The organism is Streptomyces sp. NPDC058812, assembly GCF_042744565.1.
GTDB classification, from domain to species: Bacteria; Actinomycetota; Actinomycetes; order Streptomycetales; family Streptomycetaceae; genus Streptomyces; species Streptomyces thinghirensis.
Genome location: NZ_JBHYOB010000002.1, coordinates 163,826 through 189,361 on the forward strand (window position 1 = coordinate 163,826; position 25,536 = coordinate 189,361).

The 25,536-nt window shown below is 73.6% G+C and carries 22 protein-coding genes; 10 read left to right on the forward strand and 12 right to left on the reverse strand.

The genetic code is table 11. The features are described 5' to 3' along the window. Window positions 1-191 precede the first annotated feature (191 nt). The 3 genes from ACFW48_RS04785 to ACFW48_RS04795 are packed head-to-tail and all read right to left on the reverse strand — an operon-like array spanning window position 192 to window position 3,260. Window positions 192-1,691, reverse strand: a complete 1,500-nt coding sequence (locus tag ACFW48_RS04785) for a tripartite tricarboxylate transporter permease (RefSeq protein ID WP_386310480.1) — start codon at window positions 1,689-1,691, stop codon at window positions 192-194. Between the two features lies 1 nt (window position 1,692). Then, window positions 1,693-2,277, reverse strand: coding sequence for a tripartite tricarboxylate transporter TctB family protein (locus tag ACFW48_RS04790; RefSeq protein WP_386310482.1), 585 nt, complete (start codon window positions 2,275-2,277; stop codon window positions 1,693-1,695). Beyond that, window positions 2,274-3,260 (reverse strand): Bug family tripartite tricarboxylate transporter substrate binding protein, encoded by a 987-nt coding sequence (locus tag ACFW48_RS04795; protein ID WP_386310483.1) that lies wholly within the window; start codon window positions 3,258-3,260, stop codon window positions 2,274-2,276. Before ACFW48_RS04795 ends, ACFW48_RS04790 begins: the two co-directional genes overlap by 4 nt. Before the next feature lie 290 nt (window positions 3,261-3,550). On the opposite strand from ACFW48_RS04795, the gene ACFW48_RS04800 reads away from it, so the two are divergent. After that, window positions 3,551-5,197: an ATP-binding protein gene (locus tag ACFW48_RS04800; RefSeq protein WP_386310484.1), complete on the forward strand. Its 1,647-nt coding sequence runs from the start codon at window positions 3,551-3,553 to the stop codon at window positions 5,195-5,197. Then, window positions 5,194-6,012, forward strand: coding sequence for a response regulator (locus tag ACFW48_RS04805; RefSeq protein ID WP_386310486.1), 819 nt, complete (start codon window positions 5,194-5,196; stop codon window positions 6,010-6,012). The genes ACFW48_RS04800 and ACFW48_RS04805 overlap by 4 nt, the downstream gene beginning before the upstream one ends. Here ACFW48_RS04805 and ACFW48_RS04810 read toward each other — a convergent pair. Further along, complete coding sequence (locus ACFW48_RS04810; protein ID WP_386310487.1) at window positions 5,975-6,565, reverse strand: TetR/AcrR family transcriptional regulator; 591 nt, start codon at window positions 6,563-6,565, stop codon at window positions 5,975-5,977. The genes ACFW48_RS04805 and ACFW48_RS04810 overlap by 38 nt on opposite strands. A gap of 278 nt (window positions 6,566-6,843) precedes the next feature. On the opposite strand from ACFW48_RS04810, the gene ACFW48_RS04815 reads away from it, so the two are divergent. Genes ACFW48_RS04815 through ACFW48_RS04830 form a run of 4 tightly spaced genes read left to right on the forward strand, consistent with a single transcriptional unit; the run spans window position 6,844 to window position 11,702 of the window. After that, window positions 6,844-7,443 (forward strand): 2Fe-2S iron-sulfur cluster-binding protein, encoded by a 600-nt coding sequence (locus tag ACFW48_RS04815; RefSeq protein WP_386310489.1) that lies wholly within the window; start codon window positions 6,844-6,846, stop codon window positions 7,441-7,443. Further along, window positions 7,440-8,432 carry an FAD binding domain-containing protein gene (locus ACFW48_RS04820; RefSeq protein WP_386310490.1) on the forward strand — a complete coding sequence of 331 codons (993 nt, stop codon included), beginning with the start codon at window positions 7,440-7,442 and terminating at the stop codon, window positions 8,430-8,432. The genes ACFW48_RS04815 and ACFW48_RS04820 overlap by 4 nt, the downstream gene beginning before the upstream one ends. Next, a complete protein-coding gene (locus tag ACFW48_RS04825; protein WP_386310491.1) occupies window positions 8,429-10,579 on the forward strand; it encodes a xanthine dehydrogenase family protein molybdopterin-binding subunit in 2,151 nt (716 codons plus the stop codon). Before ACFW48_RS04820 ends, ACFW48_RS04825 begins: the two co-directional genes overlap by 4 nt. Beyond that, entirely contained in the window at window positions 10,572-11,702 is a 1,131-nt protein-coding gene (locus ACFW48_RS04830) for an XdhC family protein (RefSeq protein WP_386310493.1), read from the forward strand. Before ACFW48_RS04825 ends, ACFW48_RS04830 begins: the two co-directional genes overlap by 8 nt. Window positions 11,703-12,477: 775 nt before the next feature. Here ACFW48_RS04830 and ACFW48_RS04835 read toward each other — a convergent pair. The 4 genes from ACFW48_RS04835 to ACFW48_RS04850 form a co-directional block, all read right to left on the reverse strand. Beyond that, window positions 12,478-14,253: a glycoside hydrolase family 15 protein gene (locus ACFW48_RS04835; RefSeq protein ID WP_386310494.1), complete on the reverse strand. Its 1,776-nt coding sequence runs from the start codon at window positions 14,251-14,253 to the stop codon at window positions 12,478-12,480. Window positions 14,254-14,524: 271 nt separating this feature from the next. Continuing rightward, on the reverse strand, window positions 14,525-15,331 hold the full coding sequence (locus tag ACFW48_RS04840; protein ID WP_386310495.1) for a polysaccharide deacetylase family protein: 807 nt from the start codon (window positions 15,329-15,331) through the stop codon (window positions 14,525-14,527). A 41-nt stretch (window positions 15,332-15,372) separates the two neighbouring features. Then, on the reverse strand, window positions 15,373-16,299 hold the full coding sequence (locus ACFW48_RS04845; protein WP_386310497.1) for a DMT family transporter: 927 nt from the start codon (window positions 16,297-16,299) through the stop codon (window positions 15,373-15,375). Between the two features lie 27 nt (window positions 16,300-16,326). Continuing rightward, on the reverse strand, window positions 16,327-17,181 hold the full coding sequence (locus ACFW48_RS04850; protein ID WP_386310498.1) for an SDR family NAD(P)-dependent oxidoreductase: 855 nt from the start codon (window positions 17,179-17,181) through the stop codon (window positions 16,327-16,329). A gap of 251 nt (window positions 17,182-17,432) precedes the next feature. Here ACFW48_RS04850 and ACFW48_RS04855 point away from each other — a divergent pair, with 251 nt between their 5' ends. From ACFW48_RS04855 to ACFW48_RS04865, 3 genes are all read left to right on the forward strand, one after another. Next, the gene (locus ACFW48_RS04855; protein ID WP_386311105.1) at window positions 17,433-18,512 is read left to right on the forward strand and encodes a galactosyldiacylglycerol synthase; all 1,080 of its coding nucleotides are present in this window, start codon (window positions 17,433-17,435) and stop codon (window positions 18,510-18,512) included. A 73-nt stretch (window positions 18,513-18,585) separates the two neighbouring features. Further along, on the forward strand, window positions 18,586-18,972 hold the full coding sequence (locus tag ACFW48_RS04860) for a DUF2267 domain-containing protein (protein WP_386311107.1): 387 nt from the start codon (window positions 18,586-18,588) through the stop codon (window positions 18,970-18,972). Between the two features lie 86 nt (window positions 18,973-19,058). Beyond that, window positions 19,059-19,586 carry a DUF1360 domain-containing protein gene (locus ACFW48_RS04865; protein WP_386310500.1) on the forward strand — a complete coding sequence of 176 codons (528 nt, stop codon included), beginning with the start codon at window positions 19,059-19,061 and terminating at the stop codon, window positions 19,584-19,586. Between the two features lie 43 nt (window positions 19,587-19,629). Here ACFW48_RS04865 and ACFW48_RS04870 read toward each other — a convergent pair whose 3' ends face one another. After that, window positions 19,630-20,028 carry a DUF5997 family protein gene (locus ACFW48_RS04870; RefSeq protein ID WP_386310501.1) on the reverse strand — a complete coding sequence of 133 codons (399 nt, stop codon included), beginning with the start codon at window positions 20,026-20,028 and terminating at the stop codon, window positions 19,630-19,632. Window positions 20,029-20,137: 109 nt separating this feature from the next. On the opposite strand from ACFW48_RS04870, the gene ACFW48_RS04875 reads away from it, so the two are divergent. After that, on the forward strand, window positions 20,138-20,941 hold the full coding sequence (locus ACFW48_RS04875; RefSeq protein WP_386310503.1) for a LysR substrate-binding domain-containing protein: 804 nt from the start codon (window positions 20,138-20,140) through the stop codon (window positions 20,939-20,941). A 21-nt stretch (window positions 20,942-20,962) separates the two neighbouring features. Here the strand turns inward: ACFW48_RS04875 and ACFW48_RS04880 are convergent, their stop codons facing one another. The 3 genes from ACFW48_RS04880 to ACFW48_RS04890 all read right to left on the reverse strand — a co-directional run bounded on the left by ACFW48_RS04880 (window position 20,963) and on the right by ACFW48_RS04890 (window position 25,502). Continuing rightward, entirely contained in the window at window positions 20,963-21,703 is a 741-nt protein-coding gene (locus tag ACFW48_RS04880; RefSeq protein WP_386310504.1) for a DUF4142 domain-containing protein, read from the reverse strand. 162 nt (window positions 21,704-21,865) lie between these two features. Continuing rightward, entirely contained in the window at window positions 21,866-24,694 is a 2,829-nt protein-coding gene (locus ACFW48_RS04885) for a beta-L-arabinofuranosidase domain-containing protein (protein WP_386310506.1), read from the reverse strand. Between the two features lie 82 nt (window positions 24,695-24,776). Beyond that, a complete protein-coding gene (locus tag ACFW48_RS04890) occupies window positions 24,777-25,502 on the reverse strand; it encodes an HAD family hydrolase (protein ID WP_386310508.1) in 726 nt (241 codons plus the stop codon). Window positions 25,503-25,536 lie beyond the last annotated feature (34 nt).

Consider the following 25,536-nt stretch of genomic DNA (forward strand, 5'->3'; position numbering starts at 1 on the left):
ACGGGGTGGGGCTGGGAACGGCTCGCCACCGCATGCCGAGCGGATGCTTCAGCCGTGGTGGTTACCTCGCGAGGTGATCACCACGGCTGGGCAGGCGTGCGTTTAGGCTGGGGTTGCCTTAACGGAGGTTGGCGGACACCAACAAGGACAACCCCGACCGCCAGGTCCGGCTGAGCTTCCTGGGCTGAGGATCAGGCGTCGGCCCGTGTCCGTCCCCGGATCACCAGCCGCTTCAGCAGCGGCCACGCCAGCAGCAGCACGATCACCGCGTACACCGTCACCGCGAACGGCGTGTTGACCAGGCCCGTCACACTGCCGTCGCTGATCTGCAGGGCGCGGCGCAACTGCTGCTCGGCGTTCGGGCCGAGGATGACGCCGATGACGGCCGGCAGGATCGGCAGGCCGTAGCGCCGCATGCCGAAGCCGACGAGGCCGATGATCAGCAGGGTCACCAGGTCGACGACCTCGCCGCCGACCGCGTACGCGCCGACCGCCGCGAAGAACATGATCCCCGCGTAGAGGTAGGGCCGCGGGATGCGCAGCAGCTTGGCCCACACCGGTGCCAGCGGCAGGTTGAGCGCGAGCAGCAGCACCATGCCGACGAAGAGGGAGGCGATCAGGCCCCACACCAGCTCGGGTTCGCGTTCGAAGAGCAGCGGGCCGGGCTGGATGCCGTACTGCTGGAAGGCGGCCAGCATGACCGCCGCGACCGCCGTCGTCGGCAGGCCCAGGGTCAGCATGGACACCAGCGTGCCCGCCGCCGAGGCCGACGCCGCCGACTCCGGGCCGGCCACGCCCTCGATGGCGCCCTTGCCCCATTCGTCCTTGTTCTTGGACAGGCGCTTCTCCGTGACGTACGACAGGAACGTGGGGATCTCCGCGCCGCCCGCCGGGATGGCGCCGAACGGGAAGCCGATGAACGGGCCGCGCAGCCAGGACTTCCAGGTCCGCTTCACATCGCCACGGCCGAGCCAGGGAAGGCCCACCGGTATCGGCTCGGCCGCCCCGCGCCGCAGGTGGGCCGCCACCCACAGCGCCTCGCCGATCGCGAACAGGCCGACCGCGACGATCACCACGTCGACGCCGTCCGCGAGTTGCAGCGAACCGAAGGTGAGCCGCTGCTGTCCCGTCATCTGGTCCAGGCCCACCAGGCCGATCGTCAGGCCGATCAGCAGGGAGGCCAGACCTCTGATGCGGGACGAACCGAGTACCGACGTCACGGCGATGAACGCCAGCACCATGATGGCGAAGTAGTCCGGCGCGCCGATGTCCACCGCCAGATCCGCGACCGTCGGCGCCAGCGCCACCAGCAGGATCGTGCCGATCATGCCGCCCGCGAAGTGACCGATGGCGGCGGCTGCCAGCGCCTGGGCGCCGCGCCCCGCCTTGGCCATGGGGTTGCCCTCCATGGCCGCGACCACGGCGGCGCTCTCGCCGGGGGTGTTGAGCAGGATCGAGGTGGTCGAACCACCGAACATCGCGCCGTAGTAGATGCCGGCGAACATGATGAACGCGGCGACGGGGTCGAGTCCGTAGGTCACCGGCAGCAGCAGGGCCACCGCCATCGCCGGGCCGATGCCGGGCAGGACGCCGATGGCCGTGCCGAGCAGCACACCGAGGGCGGCCCACAGCAGGTTGAGCGGCGTGAGGGCCGTACCGAAGCCGTCCATGAGGGAGTTCAGGGCGTTCATGTCAGAGCACTCCCATCAGCGGACCGCCGGGCAGTGGCACTCCGAGCAGCTTGTCGAAGACGACGTAGGTGATCAGGGACAGCACCGCGGCGATCAGCGGATCGCGGTCCACGCGGCGGCTGCCGAGGGCGAAGGCGGCACCCCAGAAGAGCAGCGCCCCGGCGACCGGGAAGCCGGCCGGCTCGATGAGTACGGCCGCGCCGAGGAAGATCCCGGAGAGCAGCAGCACCGTGCGCCAGTCGGCCGGTTCGGACAGGTCGATGTCCTCGCCGCCCTCCGCCTCGCCCCGGCCGCCGCGCAGGACGTCGACGGCGAGCAGTGCGGCGATCACCAGCAGCCCGACGCCGACCACGATCGGGACGGTCTTGGGGCCCACCGGCCCGCGCTGGGTGATGTCGACGTCCATGGTGAGCGCGTCGGTCAGGACGAGCACACCGAGCGCCAGCAGCAGGACGCACACGCCCAGTTCGGAGTGGTCGCGCAGCCACGAGCGCCGCTCGGCCGCCGGGGCGGGGGGTGGGGCAGAGGCAGACGCAGAGGCTGGGGTCCGGTCCGGGTCCGGGGAAGAGTCGGTCCGCGTCGTCACAGTCCCAGCTCCTTCAGTACCGACACCACACGCTTGTCCTGGGCGTCCAGGAACGCGCCGAACTCGTCACCGGTGAGGAAGGCGTCGTCCCAGCCGTTCTGGTCCAGGGATTTCTTCCATTCCGGCGAGTCGTGCAGCTCCTCGACCAGACGGGTCAGCTTGTTCCGCTCCGCCTCCGACAGGCCGGGCGGGGCGACGATGCCGCGCCAGTTGGTGAAGTCCACGTCGTAGCCGGACTCCTTCAGCGTCGGCGCGTCCTTCAGGTCGTCGACCCGCTCGGGGCCGGTCACCGCGAGCACCCGCAGCTCACCGGCCTTGATCTGGTCCAGGTACTCGCCGACGCCGGAGACCCCGAAACCGACCTTGTTGCCGAGGATCGAGGCGAGCAGCTCGCCGCCGCCGTCGAAGGGGATGTAGTTGACCGACTTGGGGGAGATCCCGGCGGCCTGCGCCATCAGCATCGGCGCGAGATGGTCGGGCCCGCCCGGCGACGAACCGCCGCCGACGGGGATCCTGCCCGGGTCCTTCTTCCAGGCGGTGATCAGTTCGTCGATCGTCTTGTACGGCGAGTCCTTGCCGACCACGACCACGTCCTGCTCCTCGGTGAGCCGCGCGATCGGCGTGGTGTCGGCGAGGGTCTTGGGCGCGTGGTTGGAACGGGCGGCGCCCACCACGCCGAGGCCCATGGACATGGCGAGCTTGCCGTTGCCGTGTTCGCTCACCAGCCGGCTCAGGCCCACGGTGCCGCCCGCGCCGGGCAGGTTGAACACCTCGATGTTGTGCGTGAGCCCGGCGTCCTCGGCGTTCTTCGCGGCCGTGCGGGCGGTGATGTCGTAGCCGCCGCCCGGCGTGTTGGGAACCATGAAGCGCAGGCCGGGGATCTGCGTGCCGGTCTCGGCGTCGCTGCCCGTGGAGAGCAACGGCGGTCCCGCGAGCACGAGCACGGCGGCCCCGAGGAGGGCAAGGGGGGTGCGCAGGCGCACGTATGACACCACCTGTCGGTTGGGTAGAGCGGTAAGGGGCGAGCCCCCTGTGGGGGAGGGTGACGTGGGCCACATGGTGCCTGTGGACCGGCGGCCTGTCTTCCTTGCGGAACCAAGGGAGGTTGTGGTCTTTGCGGTCGCCGCCGGGCCGCCCGGTGGATCACCGGTTCGTCGCCGACACATCCCCTGTTCATTGCGAAGACAGCACATCTCTTTCCTTCGCCGCAGGTGGGCGCCATGATGGCGAGCCGGCACCCCGCCCGCCCCCGTCAGCCGAGATCGAGTCAGCCGTGGCCCCCACCTTCCGCCGTCAGACCCTCGCGGGCGAGATGCTGGTCCTCCAGCTCGCCATCGTCGTGGTGGTCCTGCTCGCGGTCGCCGCCGTCTCGCTCGCCCAGTCCAAGGCCACCTTCAACCGCGTGGAGGGCCGCCGGGTCGCCGCCCTGGCCGAGCAGCTCGCCGCCACGCCCCTGGTGCGCAGCCAGCTCCTGCGCCCCGTGCCGCGGGAGGCCCTCGCCCCGCTGGTGAACTCCACACAGACCCAGTCCGGCGTCACCTCGGTCACGGTGGCCGACGCCGACGGCCGTGTCGTCAGTTCCACCGACCCCACGCTGATCGGCGGCCGGCTGCCGCGCGGCGAGGGCGCCGCCGAGGGACGCGGCTGGTCGGGCCCGCTGACGGTGCAGGGCAGCCGTGAGCTCGTCGCCCAGGTCCCGGTGCTCGGCGCCAACCGCAAGACCCTCGGCCGGCACCTCGGCACGGTGATGGTCGGCGAGGCCGACCCGACGGTGTGGCAGCGCCTCAACGGCGCTTCGTCCTACCTCCTGGCCTACCTCGGCATCGCCAGCGGCCTCGGCGTGGCCGGCTCCTGGCTCCTCGCCCGGCGCGTCAAACGGCAGACCCTCGGCCTGGAGCCGCACGAGATCGCCGGGCTCGCCGAGCACCGGGAGGCCATGCTGTACGGCATCGCCGAGGGCGTGGTCGCCCTCGATCCGCAGCACCGGCTCACCCTGGTCAACGAGATGGGCCGGCGCCTGCTCGACCTGCCCGCCGACTGCGTGGGCCAGAGCCTGGACGGCCTCGGCATCGACGGACGGCTGCGCGACGTCCTGGCCGGGGCCGCGGCGGACGAGGCCGAGCCACGCGACGAGGTAGTGGTCCGCCACGGCCGGGTCCTGGTGATGAACCGCATGACCGTCACCAAGGACGGCCGCCCGCTCGGCTCGGTCACCACCCTGCGCGACCGCACCGAACTGGCCCGCCTGGAACGGGAGATCGGTTCCTTCCGCAGCACCTCCGAGCTGCTGCGCGCCCAGGCCCACGAGTTCGCCAACCAACTGCACACCATCTCCGGGCTCATCCAGATCGGCGAGCAGGACGAGGTGGTGCGCTACATCCGCGCGCTCAACCAGCGCCGCCAGTCCCTGGACGTCACCCTCAGCCGCCGGGTCCGCGACACCGCCGTCGCCGCGCTGCTGACGGCGAAGTCCTCTCTGGCGGCCGAGCGCAGGGTCGCCCTACGGGTGTCCGACCGCACGGCGCTCGACCGGCTCGCCCCGGAGGACGCCGCGGACGTGGCGACCGTGGTCGGCAACCTCGTCGACAACGCCCTGGACGCCGCCGCGGCGCCCGATGACGACCACGACGCCTGGGTGGAGGTCGAGCTGCGCCAGGACGCCTCCAGCGTCGAGATCGTGGTCCGCGACTCCGGACCCGGCGTGGCGCCGGAACTGGCCCGCGAGGTCTTCTCCCACGGCTTCACCACCAAGGCCGCCCGGCAGGGCGAGCGCGGCATCGGCCTGGCGCTGACCAGGCTGGTCTGCGAGCGTCACGGCGGTGAGATCTCGGTGACCAACACCCCCGAGGGGGCCATGTTCACCGCACGCATGACCGTCAGCCACCTCACCGACGCGGTGGCGGAAGGAGCAGCACCATGACGGGTACGAGCGCCACGGCCGCCACGGCCGCCACGGCCGCCACGGCCGCAACGGCCGCCACGACGGGGGCGGCCGGCCCGGCGGCCCGTGCCGTCGGCGCCGCGATCGGCGTGCTCGTGGTCGACGACGACTTCATGGTGGCCCGGGTCCACCGCGCCTTCGTGGAACGCGTCGAGCCCTTCCGGGTCGTCGGGGTCGCCGGTACCGGGGAGCAGGCGCTCGCCGCCGTCGGGGAACTGCGCCCCGACCTCGTCCTGCTCGACCTGTACCTGCCGGACGTCTTCGGCCTCGACGTCATCCCCCGGCTGCGCGCCGCCGGGCACGACTGCGACGTCATGGTCATCAGCGCGGCCCGGGAGGCCGACGCGGTGCGTGGCGCCGTCCGGCACGGGGTGGTCGACTACCTGCTCAAACCGTTCGAGTTCGACGACCTGCGGGTCCGGCTGGAGCGCTACGCCGTCCAGCGGGGCCGGCTGCTCGGCACGGTGGTGCGCAGCCAGGCCGACGTCGACCGCGTACTGGCGGGAGCGTCACCGGCCGCGCCGGTCCCGGCGCTGCCCAAGGGCATGAGCGTGGAGACCGCCGAGCTGGTCGAGCGCACTCTGCGTGAGGCCGACGGCACCCTGTCCGCCAGCGAGTGCGCGGCCCTGACCGGCGTCTCCCGGGTCAGCGCCCGCCGCTACCTGGAGTACTTCCACACCGTCGGCAGCGCGGAGGTCTCCCTGCGCTACGGGGTGGCGGGCCGCCCCGAACGCCGCTACCGCTTCCGGGGCGCGGTCACCGGCCTGGCGCTCCCGCCCGCAGCGCGTCCATGACGAAGTCCAGGAACCGAGTGGCCCGCGGCTGCCAGTCCTCGCCGGGATCGATCAGCCAGAGACCGCCGATGACGAGGAAGAAGTCGTCCGCGGAGACCCCGGGCCGGATGGTGCCGGCCTCCTCGTTGGCGCGGAGCAGGAGCTGGGCCGCGTCCATGACGGGGGTGGGGCGCGGTTTCTCCGGTCCGCCGGGCGCGCTGGTGACCAGCCGGATCGCGTCCGCCAGACCGGCCTTGGTCATCGCGAACCGGGCGAGGCGGTCCATCCATTCACGCAGCGCCCGCTCGGGCTCCCGCGTGGCCAGCAACTCGGGCGCGGCATCCGCCACCTGCTGCATCTCGTAGCGGTAGACCTCCAGGACGAGCGCTTCGCGGTGCGGGAAGTTGCGGTAGAAGGTGCCCTGGCCGACGCCCGCCTTCTTGGCGATGCCGCTCAACGGGGCGTCCGCGCAGCGCGTCAGTTCCTCCGTGGCCACTTTCAGGATCCGCTCGCGGTTGCGCTGGGCGTCCGAACGCAGGGGAGTGTCCGGCCTGTCCCTCTTCGGCTGCGGCACTCGTCCTCCTTCCGGGTTCGTGGCCGAATCCCGTTCTTGCTAAGCGGACAGCTGTCCGTTACGTTTTCAGTGAGTGGACAGTTGTCCGGTTGCGGCCCACTCTAGCGGCGAACACGGCCGGCGGCCCCCACCGCGGATGAACCCACTGCCTACAGCCCGTTTTCACTGTCACCGACACCAACTGTCATCAGACATCAACTGTCACCAGACATCAACTGTCACCAGACATCAACTGTCACCAGACATCGACTGTCACCAGACAACAAAGAAGGCTGACCATGGCCCCAGCGCCCTCGTCGACGTCCAGCGCCGTCGTCCTGAACATCAACGGCGAGAAGCACCAGCTGACCGTCGACCACCGCACCACCCTCCTCGACGCCCTGCGCGAGCGCCTCGACCTCACCGGTACCAAGAAGGGCTGCGACCAAGGGCAGTGCGGCGCCTGCACCGTCCTGGTCGACGGGCGCCGCGCCGTCTCCTGCCTCAACCTCGCCGTCGCCGCCGAGGGGCGCGAGATCACCACCATCGAGGGCATGGCCGAGGGCGACCGGCTGCATCCGGTACAGCAGGCCTTCCTCGGCCTCGACGGCTACCAGTGCGGGTACTGCACGCCCGGCCAGATCTGCTCGGCCGTCGCCGTCATCGAGGAACACGCGGCCGGCTGGCCCAGCGCAGCCACCGAGGACGTACGGCCCGAGGCCGGACCGCCACCCCTGACACCGGACGAGATCCGCGAACGGATGAGCGGGAACCTGTGCCGGTGCGGCGCCTACGTCTCCATCGTCCAGGCGGTCGCCCGCGCGGCCGGGGCCGACGAAGCGGCGGCCCCCGAGGACGACGCGAACCAGGGCGGGGCCACGAAGGAGGCGGCGGCATGAGGGAGTTCGGATACGAGCGTGCTGACGACGTCCCCAGTGCGGTGGCGCTGCTCGCCGCCGACCCCGACGCCCGCTTCCTCGGCGGCGGCACCAACCTCGTCGACCTGATGAAGACCGGCGTCGAACGCCCCGCCCGGCTCGTCGACGTCCGCGGACTCCCCCTGGACGGCGTCGAGCCGACCGCCGACGGCGGTCTGCGCATCGGCGCGACCGTCACCAACAGCGACCTCGCCGCCCACCCCGAAGTGCGCCGCTCCTACCCGGCGCTGACCCAGGCGGTGCTGGCCGGCGCCTCCGGGCAGCTGCGCAACATGGCCACCGTCGGCGGCAACCTGCTCCAGCGCACCCGGTGCGGCTACTTCACCGACGTGAGCAAGCCGTGCAACAAGCGTGCCCCGGGCAGCGGTTGTCCCGCGATCACGGGCGAGCACCACAACCACGCCATTTTGGGCGCCTCCGACCACTGCGTGGCCGTGCACCCCTCGGACATGGGCGTCGCCCTGACGGCCTTCGACGCCGTCGTCGCCTACGAAACCGCCGACGGTCCGGGCGAGTCGCCGCTCACCGACTTCTACCTCCCCGTCGGCGACACCCCGGACCGGGAGACCGCCCTCCCGCCCGGCGCGCTGATCACCGGCATCACCCTGCCGCCCGCCCCGGTCGCCGCCCGTTCCCGCTACCGCAAGGTACGCGAGCGTGCCTCGTACGCCTTCGCGATCGGCTCGGTCGCCGCCGCGCTCGACGTCGAGGACGGCGCCGTGCGCGACGCACGGCTGGCCTTCGGCGCGGTCGCCTCCCGGCCCTGGCGGGCCCGCGCGGCCGAGGACGTGCTGATCGGCCGGCCGGCCGACGGGGAGACCTTCGCCGCCGCCGCGGACGCCGAACTCGCGGCCGCCAGGCCGCTGCCCGACAACGGATACAAGGTGACCCTCATGCGCAACCTCGTGGTGGCCGTCCTGACCGAACTCGCCGAGGAGGCCGCCCGATGACCACCGCCACGACCGGTCGTACGACGGTGAAGGGCGCCGTCGGCACCGCGCACACGCGCGTGGAGGGCCGCGACAAGGTCACCGGAGCGGCCCGCTACGCAGGCGAGATCCCCTTCGCCGACCTCGCGCACGGCTGGCTGGTGCTGTCCACCGTCGCCCGCGGCCGCATCCGCGAGATCGACACCGACGCCGTCCTCGGCATGCCAGGCGTGCTCGCCGTCCTCCACCACGGCAACGCCCCGCGCGTCGACACCGACTACGTCGGCATGCTGGGCATCCTGCCGGACCCGACCGCCGCCGTCTTCCAGAACGACCGGGTGCCGCACGCGGGATGGCCGGTCGCCCTCGTCGTCGCCGGGACGCCCGAGCAGGCGAGGGAGGCCGCAGAGGCCCTCGTCGTCACGTACGACGCGGAACCGCACGACGTCACGCTCTCCGCCGACCGCCCCGACGCCTACCCGGCCGACGGACACATGCCCGCGGAGACCGAGAAGGGGGACCTGACCGCGGGCCTCGCGGCGTCCGCCGTCGTCGTGGACGAGGAGTACACCACCCCCGAAGAGCACCACAGCATGATGGAGCCGCACGCGGCCACCGCCCTGTGGGACGGCGGCCGGCTGGAGGTCGTCGACTCCAACCAGGGCACCACCTGGATCCAGGGCGAACTCGCGAAGATGTTCTCCCTCGACGAGTCGTCGGTGCGGGTGCGCTCCGAACACGTCGGCGGCGGCTTCGGCAGCAAGGGCGTGCGCGCCCACCAGGTGTCCGCGGTGATGGCCGCGACCCTTCTGCAACGGCCGGTCCGGGTGGTCATGACGCGGCGCCAGATGTTCTCGCTGGCCGGTTACCGCAGCCCTACCACCCAGCGCGTGCGGCTCGGCGCCGGCGCCGACGGCCGGCTGCGCGCCCTGGAGCACCGCTCGCTGAACCAGACGTCGACCGTCTACGAGTTCGTCGAGCCCGGCGCCGGTGTCGCCAGGGTGATGTACGACGCCGACGCCCACCGCACGGCCAACCACGTCGTACGGCTCGACGTGCCGTCCCCGACGTTCATGCGGGCGCCGGGTGAGGCGCCGGGGTCCTTCGCGATCGAGTCGGCGCTCGACGAACTCGCCGAACGCTGCGGCGTCGACCCGATCGACCTGCGCCTGCGCAACGAGCCGGAGGCCGGCCCGGTCTCCGGGCTGCCGTTCAGCAGCCGCAACCTGGCCGCCTGCTTCGACGAGGGAGCCCGCCGCTTCGGCTGGGCCGAGCGCGACCCGCGCCCCGGGGTGCGCCGCGACGGGCGCTGGCTGCTGGGCACCGGCACGGCAGCCGCCTCCTTCGGAGCGGGCGCCGCCCCCTCCACGGCCCTCGTGACCGCGGAGGCGGACGGCACCTTCACCGTGCGGATCTCCGCCGCCGACATCGGCACCGGCGCCCGCACCGCGCTGACCCTGGTCGCCGCCGACGCGCTGGAGGTCACGCCCGAGCGGGTGCGGGTCCGCATCGGGGACAGCGACTTCGGACCGGCGATGATCGCGGGCGGCTCGATGGGCACCCGCTCCTGGGCCTGGGCGATCACCATCGCGGCCGGCGAACTGCGGGAGCGGCTCGCGCTGGGCACGAGCATCCCGCCCGAGGGCATCACCGTACGGTCCGACAGCACCGAGGCCCTCGCCGCCCTCGCGCAGAAGGAACGGCACTCCTTCGGGGCGCAGTTCGCCGAGGCCGCCGTGGACACCGCCACCGGCGAGGTGCGGGTGCGCCGCATGCTCGGCATCTTCGCGGCGGGCCGGATCGTCAACCCGCTCACCGCCCGCAACCAGCTCGTCGGCGGCATGGTCTGGGGCATCTCCATGGCCCTGCACGAGGAGGCGGTCCGGGACCGGGCGAGCGGCGGCCTCTACGGCCCCGACCTCGCCGGCTACCACGTCGCCACGCACGCCGACGTCCCGGACATCGAGGCGGACTGGGTGGACGACCCCGACCCGGACGACCCGGTCGGCATCAAGGGCGTCGGCGAGATCGGCATCGTGGGCGCCGCGGCGGCCGTCGCCAACGCCGTCTGGCACGCGACCGGCGTACGCCATCGGAGCCTGCCGATCCGGCCCGATCGCGTGCTGTCGGCCACGGTGCCCGCGGTCGGGGGCGGGACGGGTGCTTGACATCGCCGACGAGCTGAGCCGCTGGCTCGCCGAGGGCCGGGAGTTCGCCGTCGCCACCGTCGTCTCCGTCGGCGGCAGCGCGCCGCGCGGGCCCGGCGCCGCCCTCGCCGTCGACAGCGAGGGCACGGTGATCGGCTCGGTCTCCGGCGGCTGTGTGGAGGGCGCGGTGTACGAGCTGTGCTCCGACGCCCTCCGCAGCGGCGAGACGGTGCGCGAACGGTTCGGCTACAGCGACGAGGACGCCTTCGCGGTCGGGCTGACCTGCGGCGGGGTGATCGACGTAATGGTCACGCCGGTCGGTGCGCACTCGCCCTCGCGAGAGGTGTTCCGGGCGGTGCTGTCGACCGCCGCCGAGGGCGGTACCGCGGCCCTCGCCCGGGTCGTCCAGGGCCCGTCGGGACTCCTTGGCCGGGCCCTGCTCGTACATCCCGACGGCTCGCACGAGGGCGGTCTCGGCGGCCACTCGGACCTGGACCGCACGGCGGTGGCCGAGGCCGGGGCCCTGCTGGACGCCGGCCGCACCGGCACGGTCGGCCTCTCGGAGGACGGTTCGCACTGCCCCGGCGGGCTCACGCTGCTCGTCGAGTCGAGCGTGCCGCCGCCCCGCATGATCGTCTTCGGTGCGGTCGACTTCGCGGCGGCACTGGTGCGGGCCGGCAAGTTCCTCGGCCATCACGTGACCGTGTGCGACGCCCGGCCCGTCTTCGCCACGCCGGCCCGCTTCCCCGAGGCCGACGAGGTCGTGGTCGACTGGCCGCACCGCTACCTGCGGAGCACGCCGACCGACGGGCGCACGGTGCTGTGCGTACTCACCCACGACGCCAGGTTCGACGTACCGCTGCTGACGGAGGCCCTGCGGATGCCGGTCGCGTTCGTCGGCGCGATGGGCTCGCGCCGCACCCACGAGGACCGCGACCGGCGGCTGCGCGAGGCGGGCCTGACCGAGCGCGAGCTGTCCCGGCTCCGCTCACCGATCGGCCTGGACCTCGGCGCCCGGACGCCGGAGGAGACCGCACTGTCCATCGCGGCGGAGATCGTCGCGTCCCGGCGCGGCGGAACGGGCGTGCCACTGACGGGCGGGGCGGCGCCGATCCACCGGGGCCTGGCTGGGGCGGCTGCCTGACGAGCCCGGCCGGGACGGCTGCCTGACAGGGGCGTGGCTGGGGCGGCCGTGGAGGTGGGTCGGAGGCGGGTCGGCGGTCGGCTGCCGGGGCCCACCCGGGGCAGGGTGGAGGCGGCGACGGGTTCGGCCGGGATGGCTGGATGGTCGGACCTGTCTGGGCTCGGTTGGCTGCTTGGCCGGGTCCGGGTCGGGGCGGCTGTCTGACGGGCATCGGGTCGGGGCGGCGAGGTGGCCGGGTCCGGGTCGGGGCGGCTGTCTGACGGGCATCGGGTCGGGGCGGCTGTCTGACGGGCATCGGGTCGGGGCGGCGAGGTGGCCGGGTCCGGGTCGAGGCGGCTGCCTGACGGGCATCGGGTCGGGGCGACGACGTGGTCGGCACCGGACCGGGGCGGCGACATGGCCGGGGCCGGCGGGTGGCGACCCGGCGGGGACGGGCCGGGGCGGGCTGCCTGGCGCGGTGGTTGCCTGGCGCGGCCCGATGTGGTGGTTGCCTGGCGCGGCCTGGTGTGCGTCTGGTCGTCCGGCGAGACGGGCGGGGGTCGCCTGCCCGGCGTTGAGCCGGGGCCGACCCCTTCCCGAGGAATCCGCGTCTGGTCGGGCCGCTCGCCGGAAGGCATGTGTCCGGCGGCCCCCGCGGAGTCCCGCCCGGCGGTGACCGGCTCGGCAGGCTGCCTGCCGGAGCCCGGCCGGGCAGCGGCCCGACGCGGATTCCTCGGGGCGGTCGCCCCGCACGGATCGGCCGGACGAGTGGGAGGGTGGGCGGGCTCCCGAAGGGTCAGGGCAGCGCCGACTCGCCGGCCAGGCGGACGGCGCACTCCAGCATCATCGCGTGCACGAAGGCCTGCGGGAGATTGCCGCGCAACTGCCGCTGGCGCACGTCGAACTCCTCGGCGAACAGCCCGGGCGGTCCGCAGGCCGCCCGGGTGCGCTCGAACCAGCGGAACGCGTCGGTCCGGTCGCCGACCCGGTGCGTGGCGAGCGCCATCGTGAAGCCGCAGAGCAGGAAGGCCCCCTCGGCGTCACCGAGCGGCTTCCCGGGGTGTTCGAAGCGGTACAGGTACCCGTCCTCGGCCAGCCGGGACTCGATGTACGCGCGGGTGGCCGCACCGTCGTCGTCCCCGAACGCGCAGCCGCGGGCCATCGGTACCAGCAGCGCGGCCTCGGGCCCGTCGTCGTCGGCGGCCCGCCGCCAGCGACCGTGGGCGCCCAGGCACCGGCGCCGGGTCTCCCGCAGCACGGTGTCGGCGAGTGCGGCACAGCGCTGCCCCGCCGCCCCGGGCAGCACCTCCGCCATCCGCCGCAGACCGCACACCACACTCAGCCGCGAGTGGGTCCACCACCGGTTCTCCAGCTCCCACAGCCCGGCTTCCGGTTTCAGCCACTGCCGCTCCACGACGTCCACCGCGACGGCGGCGGCACGTTCCGCGTCCTCGGTCAGCCGGTCGTGCGCGGCGGCCGCGGCGAAGAGTTGCAGCGCCTCGCCGAAGGTGTCCAGCTGGAACTGGGCGCCCGCGTCGTTGCCGACGTGGTCGGTGCCGCCGGGATAGCCAGGAAGCCGCAGCGAGCGTTCCCCGCCGACGGGCAGCCCGTCGACCGTGTAGGCGGGGCGGACCTTGTCGCCGTCCTCGAGCACGCGCTCGGCGACGAAGCGCACGGCGTCGTCGACCAGCGGGTGCGGACCGTGCGCGGCGACCGCGAGACCGGCGTAGCACTGGTCGCGCAGCCACGCGTAGCGGTAGTCGTAGTTGCGCCCGCTGTTGGCCCGCTCCGGCAGCGACGTGGTCGCGGCGGCCACCATGCCGCCGGAGACACTGGTCAGCCCGCGCAGCACGGCGTACGCGTGCCGGGCGTCGCGTGGCGCGGCCAGCCGCGAGCAGTCCGGCACGGCCCGCTGCCACTCGCGTTCCGTGGACCGCCACAGCGCGTCGGCGTCGAGCGGCCCGGTCTCCTGCCCCTCGGCCAATTCCAGCACCAGGTCGTGGCTCTCGCCCTCGCGCAGCCGGAACTCGCCGCACAGCCCGCCGCCGGCCCGCCAGACCGCCTCCGGCGCCCCGGCGAGCCGCATCCGCAGCCCTTCCGCCTCGGCCGTCCACACCCCGTGCTCCTGCCGGGGGTCGCGCATCCGGCCGTTCCCGAAGCCGGGCCTCGGGTCCAGATCCAGGCACAGCCGTGCCTCGCCCCGCTCCACGCGCATCCGGCGCAACAGGACGAGCCGGTCGGTGCGGGCCGGCAGGGCGAGCGCCTCACGGCACTCGATCACGCACTCGGAGGTCACCCACCGGCTCGTCCGGATCAGCGTGCCCTCCTCGTAGGAGCCGCCCCAGACGTGCCAGGGGTCGGCCGGCTCCACGTTGAAGTGCCCCGCCCCGCCGATGAGCGCCGAGAACACCGCGTCGTCGTGCCACCGCGGGGCGCACAGCCACACGATCCGGCCCCGGGGATCCAGCACCGCACCCCGCTCGCCGTCGGCGAGCACCGCGTACTCGCGCAGGGCCCAAGGAGGACACGACGGGTCCGGAGCCGCCGTGCGCTGATCGTCGCCGTCCTTCATGACGCTATGGCTATCCCGGCGCCAGTGACCGAAACGGTGACGTCCCCGACGTCACCGGGACGCACGCCGACCGCACGCCCCACGGAGCGCGTCGCCCCGCGAAGCCCCGCCCGACTGGCGGCCGCGCCTGCTCGGCAGTCCCGCCCGGCGCCCAGGCACGCCCGGAAGCGTGCTGCCGACGCCCCCGCACTCCCGCGTGCGGCGCAACCGGCGCCGGCCGCCCGTTCACCCGGCTCGCTCACCGCACCGCACCCCACCCCCGCCCGCCCGTTCACCGCGCTCGTGCCCGTTCACCGTGCCCGAGCCGGTGCCCGCTCCCCCCACTGCCCCACCCCTCCGCCCCGATCACCCCGTGCTCGCCCAGCGGCCCCACCGCCCACCCCGCCTCGCGGCAGTCGCGCACGATGTCGGGCAGGGCGCCGAGGGCGGCCCGCCAGCTCCCCGGTGCGCAGACGTGGTCGGTGTCGTGGAGCAGGATCGTGCCGCCCCCACGCAGGTCCGCCGCGACGGTCGCCCGTACCGAGGCGGACGTGGCGTCCTGCCGCCAGTCCTTGCCCCACGCCGTCCACAGCACCGGCCGCACCCCGGCCCGGCGGGCGGCGGCCCAGCGTCCGGAGGTGAGGATGCCGTAGGGCGGGCGGTACCAGCGTGGGACGCGCCCGGCGACCTCGCCCACCGCGTGGACGGCACGCGTCAGCTCGCGCGCGTCCCGCGCCGGCGACGGCAGCCAGGGGCGGTCGTGCGACCAGCCGTGGACGGCGAGTTCGTGCCCCCGCCGGGCCGGTTCGAGGGCCGCCTCCGGGTGGCGTACGACGTTCTCGCCCAGGACGAAGAACGTGGCGCGTACACCGAGCGCGTCCAGTACGTCGAGGAAGTGTGGTGTGGACGCCGGATCAGGGCCGTCGTCGAAGGTGAGGGCGATGTGGTCGGGGCGGCCCTGTCCGGCCAGGCCCGGGAACCGGCGTCGGCGCAGCTCCGGCAGCCAGGTCGCGGCCGGACCGATGTGGGCCAGCGCGGCGGCGGCGACGACCGGCGCGACGGCGCGCGCCGCCGGTCCGGCATGGAACCCTGCGCGCATCCGTGTGTCTCCCGCTCCGCTCCGCGGTTCCGCGCAGCTCGTCACGACCCCCGCTGTCCCTGTCCCCGCCTGCCCGGCCCCGGCCCGTCCCGCGCCGCCGGTGCCGTGTCCCACGCGCCGTGGACCGACGGCGCGCGGGCCAGTCCGACACTGCCGAGCCCGATCAGCGCCACGCCGACCAGCTCCGGCAGCACCCTGACCCCGAGGGCGATCTGTTCGCCGAACAGTGCCCAGCCCAGGGCGACGCTGGTCAGCGCGTCGCCGAGGGTCAGCGCCGGCTGCGACGCCGCGAGCGTCCCCGCCCGCAACGCGCTCTGCAGCAGCAGGAAGCTGATCACCCCGACCACCGCCGTGGCGTACGGCGGCCACTGGGTCAGGACGGCGCCCACCCCCTGCGGGAGCCGCCCGGTGACCTCCTTCAGCAGCCCCGCCGTACCGCCGAACGCCACCGCGGACGCCGACCCGAACAGCGCGGCGCGGGGAGCGCCCCGGAGCAGGCTGCCGATCGACGCGAGGACCGTCACCACGACGAACAGCGCCAGTCCGGCCCAGCCCCACCGGCCCGGAGTCGCGGTGTCATGGCCGGCCGACGGCGCGGCGGCGCCCAGGAACAGCGCGAGCCCCACGGCCAGGGCCACGAAAGCCAGCCAGGTCCGCAGGTCGGGTCGCCGGTGGAAGACCACGCTCCCGACCATCAGGGTGAACAGCAGCTCACTGGCCATCAGAGGCTGGACCACGGCCAGGCTCCCCACCGCCAGCGCGGCCCCTTGCAGCACCGTCGTCAGGGCGAGCAGCGCCGCGCCGCCCACCCAGTACGGGTCGCGCACCAGCCGCAGCAGCGAGCGCACCACCGTGTGGACGGCGCCCGCCCGCTCCTCGTCCTGCGCCGCGGCCCGGCGCTGCAGCACCGACGCCGCCGCGTTGGACAGCGCCGCGAACAGGGCCAGGACGACGGTGAGGACACTCACCGCCGCGCGCTCCCGCTCATCCGGATCTCATCCGAACCGCGCGGCCAGCCGTCGGTACAGCCCCGGAGCCGCGCCCCGCACCCGGCACGGCAGCCGCAGCCAGCCGGGCACGTAGACCTCGTCCCGGCCCCGCACCACCGCGGTCCGTACCGCGTCGGCCACGCGCTCGGCGGGCACCGGACGCGGCCTGGACCGGAGGTAGGGAGTGCCACGGCGCTCGAAGAACGGTGTGTCGACGACACCGGGCACCACATGCGTGACCCCCACGCCGGTTCCCCGCAGCTCGTAGCGCAGGGCGTCCGCGAAGGCGCCGACCGCGGCCTTGGCGGCCGAGTACACGGCCTCGTCGCGCACCGCCACACTCCCCGCCAGCGATCCGACGAGGACCACCCGCCCCGTTCCCGCCGCCACCATGCCCGGCAGCACCAGTCGCACCAGCCGCAGTGTGGCCAGCACGTTGATGTCGAGCACCTCGTCGATGGTGTGCGGGGGCATGTCCAGGAACTCCCCGGCCCAGCCGACCCCGGCACCTGCCACCAGGAGGTCCACCGGACCCACCGTGGCCAGCGTGAAGTCGGCGAGCTGCCGGTCCGCGCCCGGCATGGCGAGGTCCGCGGCGAAGGCGGTGGCCGCGGTGTCCTCGGCGACCTCGCGCAGCCGGGACGGATCGCGTCCGCTGAGCACCAGCCGCCAGCCGCCCTCGTCACTCAGCCGTCGGGCCAGAGCCGCGCCGATGCCCGAGGACGCGCCCGTGACGAGTGCCGTGCGCGTCCGCGTGCCCCGGGCGCCGACGCGCTCACGCCGGGTCCTGGCGTGGTCCGCGCCGGGCGCGACGAGCTGCGGTCCGGGGGCGGACCGGGGGCGGGAGAACGCGTGGACCATGGCGACCACCTTGGCTCGGGGCGGACACCGGAGAGACCGACCGGACGGTCGGGCTCCGGCGTTCGACCGGACGGGCGGTCACGGAGTATCCCTGGCAGAACGCCCGAAACGCCCGCTTGTGCTGCGGTTTGGAACGTTCCGGAAGGGCAACTTGGACCGCCGTGCATCCTCGCAGCTCATCAACGCCCCGCCGGCCCGTGACCAGGTGCGCCCCCGGGGAGGGCAGACGTCTGCTGGTGATCAGCGCGAGCATGGGCGCCGGGCACGACACGGTGGCCGCCGAACTCGTCCGCCGAGCCCGGGAACGTGGTGACGACGCCCTGGTCGTCGACGTCCTCGCGCTGCTGCCGTACGGGCTGGGCAGTGTGCTGCGGCACTTCTACCGCGGCTCGGTACGCCACTTCCCCTGGGCGTACGCCGCCCTGTACCGCCTGTTCCTGCGCCCCGGTGCCGGACGCCGCCCCGGCGGCACGCCCCTGGCCCGGCTCGCCGGGGGCCGGCTGCGCGAACTGGCCGAGAGCACGGGCGCGGACGTGGTCGTCCCCGTCTTCCATCTCGGCGCCCAGCTGACCGGCCATCTCCGCGCACGGGGGCTGCTGCCGGTGCCCAGCGTCGTCCTCGTGATCGACTTCGCCGTCCACCGGCAGTGGCTCCACCCCGGCAACGACCACCACCTGTGTCTCACGGAGCGCGCGGCGCGCGAGGTGCGGGAGAGTACCGGCATGCCCGCGTGGACGTGCGGTCCGGTCGTGGCTCCGGAATTCTTCGCCGAGGCGCCTGACGCGCTTGGAGCGGCCGGGTGGCGGGGGCTGTTCGACCACCTCGGTCCCGGGCGGCCCGCCGTGGTGCTGTCCGCGGGTGCCTGGGGAGTGGGCTCGCACCTGGACGCCACCGTCCGGCTCCTGACGGACCACGGCTTCCTGCCGGTCGTGCTCTGCGGCGACAACGAACGGCTGCGCCGTGCACTGTCCGGCACACCGGGCGTGGTCGCGCTGGGCTGGGTGACGGACATGCCCGGCCTGCTGCACGCCGCCCGCGCCCTGGTCGACAACGCCGCCGGCCAGACCGCCGTACAGGCGCTCGCCGCCGGACTGCCGGTCGTGGGATACCGCCCGATACCCGGACACGGCGCGGACGGTGTCCGGCGGATGGCCGCGCTGGGCGTGTCGGACGTCGCCGAGGACGGGACCGGGCTGCTCGGCGCACTGCGGCGGCTCACCGCCCCGGGTCCGGTCCGGCGGGAGCGGATCGCCGCCGGACGCGCGCTGTTCACGGACGACGCGGTGGCCCGGGCATGCGCCCTCGCCGACGCCGAGCGCGCACGCCGATGAGCCCGCGCCCGTTTCCCGGCCCGGCCGGTGGGCACCCGGCCCGGACCGTGAACCGGTGGACGGAGGCGACGCCGTGGGGCTCGACGAATTCCTGACCCTGGTCCGCGACCGCGGCGAGTACCACAGCAAGGAGGAGGCCGAGCAGGTCAGTACGGCCGTCCTGTGGGTGATCGCGTCCTGTGTCGACCCGGAGGAGACCGCAGGCCTGGCCGCCGCCCTGCCCGCGCCCTTGGACGACGCGCTGCGCCTGGAACGTGGGCGTCCCGAGTCCTTCGGCCGGGAGGAGTTCCTGCGGCGTGTGGCGCAGCAGACCGGCGCCCGGCCGCGCACCGCGGAATGGGACGCGGGCGCGGTGCTCTCCACCCTCACCGAAGCGGTGCCCGGCGAACGCGTCGACCGTCTCCTGGCCCACCTGCCCGCGGACTGCGCCGACCTCTTCGGCGGACCGGCGCCGCACTGAGAGCGGCCCACGCTCACGCGTTGCAGACGGCCGGAAGCGGGCACCCGGTCCCGGCCGAAGAGGCGGCACCCGCACAGGAGGCATGTATGACGGACGGTGAGCAGCGACACGACGAACGCGCCGACGGACGCCCCGACGTCCGTTACGACGACGAGGGGAACACACCTCTCGGGGGATACGCGGCGCTCGCGACGACCTTCGCGGCGGGTGCCGGGGTGTTCGCCGTGACCGCGTGGCGCCGTGGGCTGCGACTGCCCGAAACCGTCCCGGCCTGGGACGTGGCGCTGCTGGGCGCGGCGACGTTCAAGGCGTCCAGGCTGCTGACCAAGGACAAGGTCACCAGCTTTCTGCGGGCCCCGTTCACCCGACGTGAGCGCGAGAGCAACGCCAACGAGGTGATGGACGCGCCGCGCGGTACGGGCCTGCGCCGCGCCGTCGGCGACCTGGTGTCCTGCCCGTTCTGCACCTCCGCCTGGGTGGCCGGCGGGCTCGTCGGCACCTACGCCGTCGCGCCCCGGGCCGCCCGGCTGCTGTGCGCGGGTCTGAGCGCCGTGGCCGTGTCGGACTGGCTGCAGTACGCGTGGAGTGTGACGGAGCAGAAGGCCGAGGAATGACCGAGGGGGGAGCGCGGGCGCTCGATGGCGCCCGCCGGGGCGGTCAGTCGCGCTCCGCCTGTTCGGCCCGCTCGGCGTGCAGCTTCTTCACGCGGGCCGTCTCCTTGCGGACGTCGGCCTGGACGGCCTGCTCCCGCTCCAGCCACTGAGGGCGCTCCTGCTTCAGCGCCTCGATCTGCTCCGTGGTGAGCGGTTCCGCGACCCCGCCCCGGCGCAGACCCGCGATGGAGACACCCAGCTTGGCCGCGACCACCGGCCGCGGGTGCGGACCGTCGCGCCGCAGATCCCGCAGCCACTCCGGCGGGTCGGCCTGGAGCGCGTTGAGCTCGGCGCGCGTGACGACGCCCTCCCGGAACTCGGTGGGTGTGGCCTCGAGGTACACACCCAGCTTCTTCGCCGCGGTCGCGGGCTTCATGGTCTGGGTGTTCTGGTGCGACGTCATGGTGTCAAGGGTATCGATCGTCTGCGCGACCGCCGACCACGCCGGGGTGACCGCGGACCCGACCACGCCGGGTGACCGCGGGCCCGACCACGCCCGGTAACCTGGCCGGGTGACAGGCTCGGAAGAACCCCCCTCGTTCCGGCTCGCGTACGTCCCGGGGGTGACGCCCGACAAATGGGCGCGCATCTGGAACGAGCGACTGCCCGACGTCCCGCTGTCCCTGACCCAGGTCGCCCCCGCCGAGGCGGGCGGCGTGCTGCTGGGCGGCGACGCCGACGCCGGGCTGGTCCGGCTGCCCGTCGACCGCTCCGTCCTCAGCGCGATCCCCCTCTACACCGAGACCACGGTCGTGGTGATCCCCAAGGACCACCTCGTCACCGCGGCCGACGAGGTGGCCGTGGAGGACCTGGCCGACGAGATCGTGCTCCACCCCCTGGACGACGTCCTGCGCTGGGAGCGGCTGCCGGGCAGGCCCGCCCTGGAGCGTCCGGCCACCACGGCGGACGCCGTCGAGCTGGTGGCGGCCGGGATCGGTGTGCTGCTCGTGCCCCTGTCGCTGGCCCGGCTGCACCACCGCAAGGACCTCACCTACCGGACGGTCACGGACGCCCCCGAGTCGAGCGTGGCGCTGTCCTGGCCCGAGGACGCGCACACGGACCGGGTGGAGGACTTCATCGGAATCGTCCGGGGCCGGACCGTCAACAGCACCCGGGGCCGACAGCCGGCCCCGGCGAAGGGCGAGAGCACGCAAACGGCCCCCGCGCGGCGCAAACCGCCGGCCGGAAAACAGACCGGCGGCGCCCGGCGCGACGCAGGCGGCGCCACCAGGACCGGCGGCAAGGGCGGTAGCAGGGGCGGCGGCAAGAGCGGCGGCACCAAGAGCGGCAGGCGCGGCAAACCCCGCCGCGGTTGACGCGGTCGGCGGCGCTGCGTGTCAGCGGACCGTCGGACTGGGCGTCGGCGCCGAGGTGTTGACCTCCAGCCCCGGCGGCGCGGTGAGGGAGAGCACCGGCTCACCCGGCTGCGGCGCCGGCGGCGTGAGCTGCGCCTTGGGCAGGCTCGGTGGGGCCGACTGCTGGAAGTTGACCTGGTCGAAGTTGACCAGGCCGGTCTTCTCCAGCACGGTGATGTGGTCCAGCACGGTGTCGTTGGCCTGATCGGCCAGCTGCCTCACCAGGCTGTTCTTGGTGTTGGCGCGGATCTTGGCGATGGCCGGGAAGATCTGGCCGTGCGTGATGCGCATGATGTTGACCGCGGTGGTGTCGAACTGCTTGCCCGTGGTCCCGTCCACGGTCGAAACGAACTGCTGCTGCTGCGGTGAGGCCAGGTTGGGCAGGGTGATGCCCAGCTCGGGCGCGATCTTGCGGCAGGTCGCGTCGAGCCGGGCATGCCCTACGACCAGGTGCTCGCCGGCCTCCACCATCTCCGGTGTCGAGCCCCGCTCCATCGCCATCAGCCCCAGGGGGTGTTCCCACAACCCGGCGGCACGGACCTTCACCACGAAGTCCCGGTCGGCCTCGGTGAGCGGCCCGTACACCGTGTTGGTGATGACACGGTCCTGATTACTGGCCGTGTTCCGCACCCCGAGCATGGTCGGATAGGCGAGCGCGGTGAGGGTGAGGACGAGGGCACCGGCCACGAGGGCGGTCCCTGCCGTGGTGCGCGTGATGCGCATCGTGCCTCCTGGGGCAAGACAGGCTCGGACACCAGGAGGTACGGACGCGGACGCCCGACCGATCACTTCCGCGGGTAAAAACTTGCTCCGTAAAAACTTGCTCCCGTCGGTCCCTTCACTCCATCGGTCCCGTCAGTCCGCGTACGGCTCGTCCGCGTACGGCTAGTCCGCGTACGACGCCCTCCGAGCGGTCCGCACCACCCGCTCGCCCTCGTCGCCCCCGAGCAGCCCGGCCTCCACCCACGCGTCCACCGTGGACCGCACGTGCATCACCAGCGCGCCCTTGGCGCGGAACGGGGCCGCGGCCCATATCTCGTCGAGCAGTGTGGTGCCGTCGTCCTTCGCCGGGTTGGCGACGCCCGAGTCGGTGCCGCCGAGGATCACCCGGGGTTCCGAGCGGCGGAAGTAGGCGTGCGTCGGGTCCTCGGTCCCCTCGGCGAACGGCGCCCACTCGGTGCCGTCCAGCGTGTAGTGGAGCGGCTCGCCGGACACGGGGGTCAGCGTGGGCAGCAGGTCGCCGGAGAGACCCGCGTTGCGGTACAGACCGCACTCCAGGACGTCGGTCGACGGATTGCGGCCGACCAGGTTGACCGGACCGTAGAACAGGGCCTGCAGCGACGGGTCGTCGAGGGCCTTCTCCACCCGCAGCCGGAAGGGTACCCGGATACGCACGGTGTCCCCCCGGCGCCAGGTCCGGGACACGGTGAAGTAGCTCCCCGGCGTCGGAGTCCCCGGCACGGCGCGCCCGTTGACGGTGACGCGGAATCCCGCCGTGGCCCACGACGGCACCCGCAGCCGCAGCGCGAAGGAGGCACTGCCGCCGCCGATGACGAGGGTGCTGCCCTGCTCCCGGGGGTAGTCCGTGGTCTGGGTGACGGTGACTCCCCGCGCGGCCCAGGTCAGGGTGGAGCGGCTGTAGAGGTTGACGTACAGGGCGCTGCCGTCGGCCGCGGCGAAGTACACCGAGTCCTGGTACTTGGTGGCGCTCTCCATCCCGGTGCCCTCGCAGCAGGTCGTGCCCTGCTTGGGGGTGTAGTCGCGCACGTGACCGGGCGTCAGCCCGACGAAGTAGGTGACGAGCGGCTTCTCCGCGTCCGGCTCGTCCTGCTTGGAGCCGAGGATCTGGTTGTACAGGGCCCGCTCGTAGTAGTCCATGTACGCCGGGTCCTGGTCGTGGAAGAACAGGGTCCGGCTCAGCTTGAGCATGTTGTACGCGCAGCAGGTCTCGGCCGTGGTGGCCCCGATCGTGCCCGCGATCACGTCCCGGGCCTTCCAGAACTCGCCGGTGCTGGTGCCGCCGATGGCGTACATGCGGTGCGGCACGACCATGCCCCAGAAGTTCCTCGCCGCGGTGAGGTAGCGCTCCTCGCCCGTCTCGTCGTACAGCCGCACCAGGCCGGTGAAGATCGGTATGTGCTGGTTGGCGTGCAGGCCGTCGAGGAGGTCGGTGTTCTCGGCGCAGGCGTCGATCAGCCGGTCGAGGTCGAAGAGGCGGGCCAGTGCGAGATGTTCCGCCGTGCCGGTGACGGCGTGCAGATCGCAGATCGCCTCGACGATGCCGCCGAACTCACCGCTGGAGAAGATCCCCCACATCCGCTGCAGGGTGGCCGCGGGCAGCGCGGACAGCCGCGCGTACATCCAGTCGCACATGCCGGACGCGAGGTCCAGAGCCCGTGCGTCGCCGGTGGCGAGGTGGGCGTCGAGCAGACCCCGGAGGATCTTGTGCGCGGTGTAGTACGGCGCCCAGACCTTGGTGTAGTCACTGCCCGTCATCGACTCCAGCTCGATGAACTGCGTCTCCGGGTACGCCGCGAGGAACCCGGGATGGCTGGGCCCGCCCCACGTCCGGCGCAGGGTGGCCGTCAGCCCCCGGCCGGAGGCGTCGGCGAACGTCCCGCCGGTGGTCTCCTCGAAGGCGTACGACGCCAGGTCGCCCCGGCCGGCCGGGGCCTCGGCGGCGCGGCGCTCCCGCAAGGCGCCGATCTCGGCGGCGCTCAGGGCGCGTGACCAGACGTCGAACTCGTCGAAAGCGCCCGCGAAGACGGGGTCTGCGGGGTAGTGCGAGCGGCCCAGCCAGTGGTGGGCGAGCGGGCCGAGGGCCGCCGGGGTCAGGGTCATGGCCGTGTTCCGGGCCACGGCGGTGCCGTCGACGTAGAGCGTGCCGGTGCCGTCCGCGAGGGTCACGGCCAGGTGACTCCACTCGTCCAGGGGCAGCGCGGCCGTGCCGTCGAGGCCCTGCTCGCCCGCGGCACCGCTGTCGGTGAGGGCGAAGCGCGGTACGCCGTCGGCGTTGCGGGCGGCGAGGTAGAGGTAGCGGTTGGTGTCGTCGCCGAAGTCGAGGACGCGGGCCCAGTCGCCGCCGTGGGTGGGCTTGACCCAGGCGGCCAGCGTGATCGCCGGGGTGTCGCCGAGGACACCGGCGGGCAGGTCGACGTACTGGTGGGAGCCGCGCACGTTCTCGGCGGCGGTGCCGAAGCGGCCCTGCGTGCTCAGCACGGCGGGAGCGTGGCGCAGGGCCTCGCGCACCTCGGTCAGCGCGCCGACCATGGTGCCGATCCGCTCGGCGAAGACCCGTTCCCCGGTGCCGCGGTACGCCTGGGACAGCATGGTCAGGAAGTGGCCGGTGTAGTGACCGCGGAGGTTGCCGTTGGCCTCGCCGTCCAGTCCCTCCCAGCCGCCGGGGGCGACGGCACCGAGGGTGGAGAGACCGGCGTTGGCGCGGAAGACCTGGAGCAGCCGGTTCACGTCGTAGCCGCGGGCGTGGTCCAGCATCAGCCGCCGCTTGTCGGCGAAGACGCCCCGGCCGAGCGTCACCTCCTCCAGCCCGAACGGTCGTACGGACCAGGCGGCCGGTGCCCCGGGGCCCGCGAGCGCGGCCGGTGCCTGGGGCGTCGCGCCGGGCCGGCCGCTCGCCGCGTACGAGAGCGCGGGCGTGCCCGCGGCGATCGCCGTGGCCAGCAGAAGGGTCCGCCGGGAGAGGGGCGCTGCCATGTGCTCCTCGATTCTTTCGATATATCGAACGGCGTTCGGAAGATCGTCCAGAAGATAGGCAGCAGGTGGGGGAGCGTCAACGTTACCGACGAGTATGGTCACGGACGTCCGGCTGGGCGGGCCGCGCCGCGCGCACGAGCCAGTCGTACGCCGCCCGCGCGGTGAACTCGCCCTGCCCGCCGCGCAGCAGCAGCCCGGCGCCGGCGAACTCCGGGGCGTCGGCCTGCGCCGCGACGTACGGGATCGCGATGCAGCGCATTCCGGCCGCGTGCGCCGCGGCGGCCCCGGGGGCGGCGTCCTCCAGCACCACGCAGTCGGCCGGGTGCGCCCCGAGCCGGCGCGCCGCCTCCAGGAAGACGTCGGGTGCGGGCTTGCCCTGCGCGACCTCGTCGGCCGAGAGGACCGTGCGCAGATGCGCGTCCAGGCCGGTGCGGGACAGGATCGCCTCGATGGCCTCGGGCGAGGAACCCGACGCCACCGCCAGCGGCACGCCCTCGCCCGCCAGCAGTTCGACGAACTTCCGCATCTCCGGGTACGCACGGGCGGAGGTGCGGGCCAGCTCCAGATAGTGGCGGTTCTTGACGGCGAGCAGTTCCTCCACGGGGGCGCGCAGCCCGTACCGCCGCTTCCAGTCGGCGACCGTCTCCTGGGTGCTGATGCCCACATATCCCTCGTGGTCCGTCCAGGTGAAGTCCGGTACGCCGTACTCGGCGAGGGTCTGCCGGCCCGCCTCGAAATAGTTCGGCTCGCTGTCCACGAGCGTTCCGTCGAGATCGAAGATGACCGAGAGGCCGCCGAGAGTGCTCATGGGGTCCAGGATGCCAAGGATCCACGAGGGGTCG

Coding starts and splice junctions, on each gene's coding strand:
- ACFW48_RS04785 (WP_386310480.1), bottom strand. CDS start 1,691: ATGAACGCCCTGAACTCCCTCATGGACGGCTTCGGTACGGCCCTCACG.
- ACFW48_RS04805 (WP_386310486.1), top strand. CDS start 5,194: ATGACGGGTACGAGCGCCACGGCCGCCACGGCCGCCACGGCCGCCACG.
- ACFW48_RS04815 (WP_386310489.1), top strand. CDS start 6,844: ATGGCCCCAGCGCCCTCGTCGACGTCCAGCGCCGTCGTCCTGAACATC.
- ACFW48_RS04820 (WP_386310490.1), top strand. CDS start 7,440: ATGAGGGAGTTCGGATACGAGCGTGCTGACGACGTCCCCAGTGCGGTG.
- ACFW48_RS04825 (WP_386310491.1), top strand. CDS start 8,429: ATGACCACCGCCACGACCGGTCGTACGACGGTGAAGGGCGCCGTCGGC.
- ACFW48_RS04835 (WP_386310494.1), bottom strand. CDS start 14,253: ATGAAGGACGGCGACGATCAGCGCACGGCGGCTCCGGACCCGTCGTGT.
- ACFW48_RS04840 (WP_386310495.1), bottom strand. CDS start 15,331: ATGCGCGCAGGGTTCCATGCCGGACCGGCGGCGCGCGCCGTCGCGCCG.
- ACFW48_RS04850 (WP_386310498.1), bottom strand. CDS start 17,181: ATGGTCCACGCGTTCTCCCGCCCCCGGTCCGCCCCCGGACCGCAGCTC.
- ACFW48_RS04855 (WP_386311105.1), top strand. CDS start 17,433: ATGGGCGCCGGGCACGACACGGTGGCCGCCGAACTCGTCCGCCGAGCC.
- ACFW48_RS04865 (WP_386310500.1), top strand. CDS start 19,059: ATGACGGACGGTGAGCAGCGACACGACGAACGCGCCGACGGACGCCCC.
- ACFW48_RS04870 (WP_386310501.1), bottom strand. CDS start 20,028: ATGACGTCGCACCAGAACACCCAGACCATGAAGCCCGCGACCGCGGCG.
- ACFW48_RS04880 (WP_386310504.1), bottom strand. CDS start 21,703: ATGCGCATCACGCGCACCACGGCAGGGACCGCCCTCGTGGCCGGTGCC.
- ACFW48_RS04885 (WP_386310506.1), bottom strand. CDS start 24,694: ATGGCAGCGCCCCTCTCCCGGCGGACCCTTCTGCTGGCCACGGCGATC.
- ACFW48_RS04890 (WP_386310508.1), bottom strand. CDS start 25,502: ATGAGCACTCTCGGCGGCCTCTCGGTCATCTTCGATCTCGACGGAACG.